Consider the following 7,164-nt stretch of genomic DNA (forward strand, 5'->3'; position numbering starts at 1 on the left):
ACACCACTCTCCCGCCGCGAGCGTGCGGTGGCGCTACGTCTTAACCCCCCGCCGCGGGGCGCGGCCCGCCACCCCCCCCCCCCCCCCCCGTCTACGTCGTACCTACTACTTGATCTCTGCCAGGACCGTGCCCTGGGTGATCGCGGCGCCCGCTTCCACGGCCAGCCCGGTGACGACACCGGCCTTGTGCGCGTTGACCGGGTTCTCCATCTTCATGGCCTCGAGCACCACGATCAGGTCGCCCGCCTCGACGGTCTGGCCCTCTTCGACCGCGACCTTCACGACGGTGCCCTGCATGGGCGCGGTGACCGCGTCACCGGAGGCCGCACCGGCACCGGCGCCGCCACGCTTGCGCGCCTTCGGCTTCTTGCGGATGACGCCCGCGCCGTTACCGGCCGAACCGGCGGCGCCGCCACCGAGGGTGAACTGACCGGGCAGCGACACCTCGACACGACGGCCACCGACCTCGACGACGACCTTCTGCCGGGGCAGGTCCTCCTCGTCGTCCGCGGCGACGCCACCGGCCGTGTACGGCTCGACGGTGTTCTTCCACTCGGTTTCGATCCACTTGGTGTAGACGTCGAACTTCTCGCCGTCACCGATGAACGCCGGGTCCTCGACGATCGCGCGGTGGAACGGGATGACCGTCGCCAGACCCTCGACCTCGAACTCGGCCAGCGCGCGACGGGCACGCTGCAGCGCCTGGTCGCGGTTCTCGCCGGTGACGATCAGCTTGGCCAGCATCGAGTCGAACTGGCCACCGATGACGCTGCCGGCGACGACGCCGGAGTCGACGCGCACACCGGGGCCGGTGGGCTCGCGGTAGACGTTGACCGGGCCGGGGGCGGGCAGGAAGCCGCGACCGGCGTCCTCACCGTTGATCCGGAACTCGAAGGAGTGGCCACGCGGGGTGGGGTCTTCCTTGATCGAGAGCTCTTCGCCGTTGGCGATCGCGAACTGCTGACGCACCAGGTCGATGCCCGCGGTCTCCTCGGTGACCGGGTGCTCGACCTGCAGGCGGGTGTTCACCTCGAGGAAGGACACGGTCTCGCCCTGCACCAGGTACTCCACGGTGCCGGCGCCGTAGTAGCCCGCCTCGCGGCAGATGCGCTTGGCCGAGTCGTGGATCTTGGCGCGAACCTCGTCGGACAGGAACGGCGCGGGCGCCTCCTCGACGAGCTTCTGGAAGCGGCGCTGCAGCGAGCAGTCACGGGTACCGGCGACGACGACGTTGCCGTGCTGGTCGGCGATGACCTGGGCCTCGACGTGGCGGGCCTTGTCCAGGTACTGCTCGACGAAGCACTCGCCGCGGCCGAAGGCGGCGATGGCCTCACGGGTCGCCGACTCGAACAGCTCGGGGATCTCCTCGATGGTGTGGGCGACCTTCATGCCGCGGCCACCGCCACCGAAGGCGGCCTTGATGGCCACCGGGACGCCGTACTCCTTGGCGAACGCGACGACCTCGTCGGCGTTCTTGACCGGGTCCTTGGTGCCCGCGGCCATCGGGGCCTGCGCGCGCTCGGCGATGTGGCGCGCGGTGACCTTGTCGCCCAGGTCGCGGATGGACTGCGGCGAGGGGCCGATCCAGATGAGCCCGGCGTCGAGGACGGCCTGGGCGAAGTCGGCGTTCTCGGAGAGGAAGCCGTAACCCGGGTGGATCGCGTCGGCGCCGGACTTGGCGGCGGCGTCGAGGATCTTGTCGAACACGAGGTACGACTCGGCCGAGGTCTGGCCGCCGAGGGCGAACGCCTCGTCGGCGAGCTTCACGAAGGGAGCGTCGGCATCGGGCTCGGCGTACACCGCGACGCTGGTGATCCCCGCGTCTTTGGCAGCCCGGATCACGCGGACCGCGATCTCGCCGCGGTTAGCTACGAGTACCTTCGTGATCCGTGCGCTGGCATGGCTGGGCACTGAGCCTCCTGTGTGCAATCTTTGGTCGCTTCGGGGGACGGGTCGCCGTGTAGGCCCCGTGCCCGGTATCGACAACTTTCGTCTCGGGCGAGTGTAGGCAGTGTGCCAATTCGGCCCGAACTCGGCTAGCCCTACTGCCGAGTAGGTCGCAGGTCACACTACGCGGCACCCTGTGATGTGAACATGTTTCAAATGATTCGGTTCGGAATTCCCGGCGCGGTGCCCTGCGCGATCGGCAGCCGCACCGAGTTGCCCCATTCGATCCACGAGCCGTCGTAATTGCGCACCGACCTGCGGCCGAGCAGAAATGTCAGGACGAACCAGGTGTGGCTGGAGCGCTCGCCGACCCGGCTGTAGACGACCAGGTCCTCGGCGGGCAGCGCGCCGTAGACCTCGTCGAGTTCGGCCCTGGACCGGAAACGCCCGTCGCTGGTGCAGGCCTGCGTCCACGGAATGTTCACCGCGGTCGGCACGTGCCCGCCGCGCTGCGTCGAAGACGGCGGGCCGGAGGAGGCAGCGGAGCGTAACCACGCAGGCCCTCGCGTAGACGCCGATGTATCAGCGGCGTACTCCTGGTTCAGCGGCTTGTCCTCGAGCTCACCCGAGTACTCCTGCTCCGACCGCACGTCGACCAGGGGGCCGCCGAGCCGGGCCAGCACCTCGTCGCGGAACGCGCGCGCCACCGTGTCGTCGCGCTTGACGTCGGGATAGTCGCTGGGCGCCGGGTAGGGCAGGTCGAAGGTGGTGTCGCGTTCCTCGGAGATCCAGGCGTCGCGGCCGCCGTCGAGCAGGCGCACGTCCACGTGCCCGAAAAGAGTGAAGATCCAGGCCGTATGCGCTGCCTGGGCATTGCCGCGATCGCCGTAGATCACCACGGTGTCGTCGCGCTGGATACCCTTGGCGCGCATCAGCTCGGTGAAGCGGGGGCCGTCGACATAGTCGCGGGTCACCGGGTCGCTCAGGTCGCCACGCCAATCGATTTTGACCGCACCGGGGACATGGCCGATGTCATAGAGCAGGATGTCATCGTTCGACTCGATGATCTTCACACCGGGCATCCCGATGTTTGCGGACAACCATTCTGTGGTTACCAATCGATGCGGGACTGCGTAGGAACCGAAGGCGGGGTGCGGATCCGGGGCGACGGGCACGGTGTGGTCCTTCACGCGAGAGTATGGGCGGGTGCGACAGTGTGCTGTGGTCGCAGCCGATGGTATGTCTGTGTCGGCACATCACGAATCGACACAATGGTCGAATAAAGCGCAGAGCTGTCCGATAAAGTCTCTGGAGAGGAGGGGTGAGCTATGTCCGATTCTTGGCCGCGACGGCGACTGCTCGCGATCCTACGTGGCGCCACCGAGCCCCTCGACGCCCAGGAACTGGCCAGAATCACCGGACAGCATGTCACCACCGTCCGATTCCACCTCGATGTGCTCACCCGCGAATCGCTGGTCCGCCAGTTCCAGCAGCCGCCGCGCGGTCGTGGGCGCCCGCGGATCGGTTATCGCGCCGTGCAGCGCTCGGTGGGCTATCAGGAGCTCGCCCAGGTCCTCGCCGACCACCTCGGCCCCGACCCGATCACCCGCTCCGCCGCCGCCGTCGCCGCAGGGCGCGCCTGGGGGGCGCGCATGGACATCGGCACGCATCCGGTGGAGACGCTGGCCGACGCCAGGGACATCACCATGTCGCTGATGTCGGAGCTCGGGTTCGCGCCGGAGAAGGATCCGGTCGGGGAGACATCCGAGCACGTGCAGATCAACCTCACCGCCTGCCCGCTGCGGGAACTGGCCCGCTCGCACTCCGAAGTGGTGTGCGGGGTGCACATGGGCCTCATGCGGGAAGTGCTGGAGCGTAACGGCGCCCGCGGACGGGTCGACGTGCGCCTGCACCCGTTCGTCGAGCCGGAACTGTGCACGGCCCGGCTGGAACTCACGCTGGGCGCGGAGAACGCCGACCAGGCATCCGGAGCGCCCGCTACCGCGGAACAGCCGGTGATCGCGCCGTCAGGCCCGCGAATCCCGCCACAGCTGCGTGACACCGACGCCGACGTCTTCGAGCAGCCTGCGCAACAGCGGTAGCCCGATTCCGATGACGCTGGACGGGTCGCCCTCGATCCGGTCGACGAACCAGCCGCCCAGCCCGTCCAACGTGAACGCGCCCGCGACCTGCAGCGGTTCGCCGGAGGCGATGTAGGCGTCGAGCTCGTCCGGGCCCGGTTTCGCGAAGTGCACCGTGGTGCTGCTGCACTCCTCGGACTCCGCGACGATCGCGCCGTCGCGCAGCCGCAGCACGCAATGCCCGGTGATCAGATCCGCGCTGCGGCCCGCCATCCCCGCCCAGCGGGCGCGAGCCACCTCGGGCGTGTGCGGTTTGCCTTGCAGCTGCCCGTCGACGAGTAGCATCGAATCGCAACCGACGACGACACAGTCGGCGGCGAATTCGGGAATCGACGCGGCGACGTCGACGGCCTTGGCGCGTGCCAGGGCGATGACGAGGTCGGGCGAGGAGGTATCAGGGGGTAGCGCGGCCGAGACCGCGTCCTCGTCCACGCCGGAGACGCGCACGACGGGGTCGATGCCCGCCGTGCGCAGGATCCCGAGACGGGCGGGGGACGCGGAGGCCAAGACCAGCCGGGTCACCCGGATCAGCGCAGGTGCGACAGCATCGGGTACGCGTACGGCGAGAACGGGGACGTGCCCCGGTGCAGCAGCGTCGCTTTGCCCCAGTTGTCGGACGGGCCGGTCGCGCCGCCCGCGGGGGCGCTCGCGGCCGCCGCGCTCAGCACGGCGACCAGGGCCGCGATATCCGCATCGGTCGGCGAGCCCTTGATGATGCGGAACATCGGCTCACCGAGGCTCTCCGCGGGCTCGTCGGCAACCGCGCTCACAGACAGTTCGACCTCGTCGACGAGTGGTTCGACGGCGAGCTCCAGCTCGGCGGCGGTCAGCACGTCTTCTTCTGCCACAGTTGTCACAGTGCCAGATCCTTCCTGCCTCGTCCGGGAGATCTCCCCGGTGCGAAGCTTGGGTACTTCGATGTCTACAGCGCGGTTGACGCGATCATTCCCGGTAGAGACGCGACGATCAATAGTTGCGTCATAGCAACCAGTGTGCGCGGCCTACCGGGGATATCGCTCGATCAGAGCGGAATGTTGCCGTGTTTCTTCGGCGGCAGGGTCACCATCTTGCGTTCGAGCAGTCGCAGGGCCGACACGATCTGGCCGCGCGTGTGCGACGGCGGGATGACCGCGTCGACGTAGCCGCGCTCGGCCGCCACGTACGGGTTCACGAGGGTGTCCTCGTACTCGTTCTGCAGCTCGAGGCGCAGAGCGTCCACATCGGCGCCGTTCTTGGCGGCCTCCTGCAGCTGCTTGCGGTAGACGAATCCGACGGCGCCGGAGGCACCCATCACGGCGATCTGGGCGGTCGGCCACGCCAGGTTCACATCGGCGCCCATGTGCTTGGAACCCATGACGTCGTAGGCGCCGCCGTAGGCCTTGCGGGTGATGATCGTGATCTTGCCCACAGTGGCCTCACCGTAGGCGTAGAGCAGCTTCGCGCCGCGGCGGATGATGCCGTTGTACTCCTGGCCGGTGCCGGGCAGGAAGCCGGGCACGTCGACCAGGGTGATGATCGGGACGTTGAAGGCGTCGCAGGTGCGCACGAAGCGCGCGGCCTTCTCCGAGGCGTCGATGTCGAGGCAGCCGGCGAACTGGGTCGGCTGATTGGCGACGATGCCGACGCTGCGGCCGTCGACGCGACCGAAACCGCAGATGATGTTCATCGCGCGCTCGGCCTGCACCTCGAGGAACTCGTCGTCGTCGAGCAGACGGCGGATGACCTCGTGCATGTCGTAGGGCTGGTTCGGCGAGTCCGGGATGATCGTGTCGAGCTCGATGTCCTCGTCGGTGAGGGAGTCCTCGATCGCGCCGCTGATCGGATCGGTCGGCTCGTGCCGCGGCGCCTCGGCGCGGTTGTTGCTCGGCAGGTAGCTCAGCAGGTCCTTGACGTAGTCCAGGGCGTCCTGCTCGCCGGAGGCCACGTAGTGGGCGACGCCGGACTTGGTCATGTGGGTGTGCGCGCCACCCAGGTCCTCCATGGTGACCTCTTCACCGGTGACGGTCTTGATCACGTCGGGACCGGTGACGAACATCTGCGAGGTCTGGTCGACCATCACCACGAAGTCGGTGAGCGCGGGGGAGTACACGTGGCCACCGGCGGCGGGGCCCATGATCAGCGAGATCTGCGGGATCACGCCGGAGGCCTGCACGTTGCGGTGGAAGATCTCGCCGTAGAGACCGAGGGAGACGACGCCCTCCTGGATGCGCGCGCCCGCGCCCTCGTTGATGCCGACCAGCGGACGGCCGGTCTTGAGCGCCAGGTCCATCACCTTGACGATCTTCTCGCCGTAGACCTCGCCGAGCGAGCCGCCGAAGACGGTGACGTCCTGGGAGAAGATGCAGACGTCGCGGCCGTCGATGGTGCCGTAGCCGGTGACGACGCCGTCGCCGAGCGGGCGGTTGTTCTCCAGGCCGAAGTTCACGCTGCGATGCTTGGCGAGGGCGTCGAGCTCGACGAAGGAGCCTTCGTCGAGCAGGGCGAGGATGCGCTCACGCGCGGTCATCTTGCCCTTGGCGTGCACCTTGTCGACCGCGGCCTCACCCATCGGGTGTTGCGCTTCTTCCAGCCGATTCCGCAGATCAGCCAGCTTCCCGGCGGTGGTGTGGATATCGGGGGCGCCCGCCGATTCCGATGCGGGCTGCTGCTGGACACTCGTCATGGGTTGCGAGTGTAACCAGTGACACCTCGTCGCACTACGGCAGTCTCGCCTACCGGCCAGTAGAGAAACCCCAGCTAGGTGCGGCCCACCAGGGTATTCGCCCTGGCCTAGTAGCGTGCCGGGAATGAACAGGGCACCGATCGATGCGCAGCGTCTCGACAGCTCCTCGGCCGGCGGGCCGCTGTCGTTCTACGAGCGGATCGACGTCGTCGAGTCGACTGGATCGACCAATGCCGACCTCGTCGCCAGGGCCGCCGATTCGACCGCCGACCGGCAGGCACTACTCGCCGAGACCCAACTCCACGGCCGCGGCAGGCACGCTCGCACGTGGGTGAGCCCGCCGCGCGCGCAGATCGCGCTGTCGATCCTGGTGCGGCTGCCCCATATCGACCCGCCCACGCTCGGCTGGCGGCCGGTTCTCCCCCGCGTCCCGGTGATAGACCCCCATCGCCCCGCGGCCCCAACCCCCCCCGA

The 7,164-nt window shown here is 68.5% G+C and carries 6 protein-coding genes and 1 pseudogene; 2 read left to right on the forward strand and 5 right to left on the reverse strand.

Going from position 1 to position 7,164, the window contains the following annotated elements:
- Nucleotides 1-105: 105 nt before the first annotated feature.
- Nucleotides 106-1,911: an acetyl/propionyl/methylcrotonyl-CoA carboxylase subunit alpha gene (locus tag ACFWPJ_RS19905; RefSeq protein WP_378853385.1), complete on the reverse strand. Its 1,806-nt coding sequence runs from the start codon at nt 1,909-1,911 to the stop codon at nt 106-108.
- Nucleotides 1,912-2,099: 188 nt separating this feature from the next.
- Complete coding sequence (locus tag ACFWPJ_RS19910) at nt 2,100-3,062, reverse strand: sulfurtransferase (protein WP_378853386.1); 963 nt, start codon at nt 3,060-3,062, stop codon at nt 2,100-2,102.
- A gap of 153 nt (nt 3,063-3,215) precedes the next feature.
- Between ACFWPJ_RS19910 and ACFWPJ_RS19915 the strand changes: the two genes are divergently transcribed.
- Nucleotides 3,216-3,989 (forward strand): helix-turn-helix transcriptional regulator, encoded by a 774-nt coding sequence (locus ACFWPJ_RS19915; RefSeq protein ID WP_378853387.1) that lies wholly within the window; start codon nt 3,216-3,218, stop codon nt 3,987-3,989.
- Here ACFWPJ_RS19915 and ACFWPJ_RS19920 read toward each other — a convergent pair.
- The 3 genes from ACFWPJ_RS19920 to ACFWPJ_RS19930 form a co-directional block, all read right to left on the reverse strand.
- Nucleotides 3,915-4,550: a Maf family protein gene (locus ACFWPJ_RS19920; RefSeq protein ID WP_378853388.1), complete on the reverse strand. Its 636-nt coding sequence runs from the start codon at nt 4,548-4,550 to the stop codon at nt 3,915-3,917. The two genes, ACFWPJ_RS19915 and ACFWPJ_RS19920, sit on opposite strands and share 75 nt — an antisense overlap.
- A 5-nt stretch (nt 4,551-4,555) precedes the next feature.
- Entirely contained in the window at nt 4,556-4,885 is a 330-nt protein-coding gene (locus ACFWPJ_RS19925) for an acyl-CoA carboxylase epsilon subunit (protein ID WP_378853389.1), read from the reverse strand.
- A 164-nt stretch (nt 4,886-5,049) separates the two neighbouring features.
- On the reverse strand, nt 5,050-6,690 hold the full coding sequence (locus tag ACFWPJ_RS19930; RefSeq protein WP_378853390.1) for an acyl-CoA carboxylase subunit beta: 1,641 nt from the start codon (nt 6,688-6,690) through the stop codon (nt 5,050-5,052).
- 124 nt (nt 6,691-6,814) lie between these two features.
- Between ACFWPJ_RS19930 and ACFWPJ_RS19935 the strand changes: the two are divergent.
- A pseudogene (locus ACFWPJ_RS19935) lies at nt 6,815-7,164 on the forward strand (biotin--[acetyl-CoA-carboxylase] ligase); the annotation flags it as partial.

Origin of the sequence: Nocardia sp. NPDC058497, assembly GCF_042720195.1 — a bacterium.
Classification (GTDB): Bacteria; Actinomycetota; Actinomycetes; order Mycobacteriales; family Mycobacteriaceae; genus Nocardia.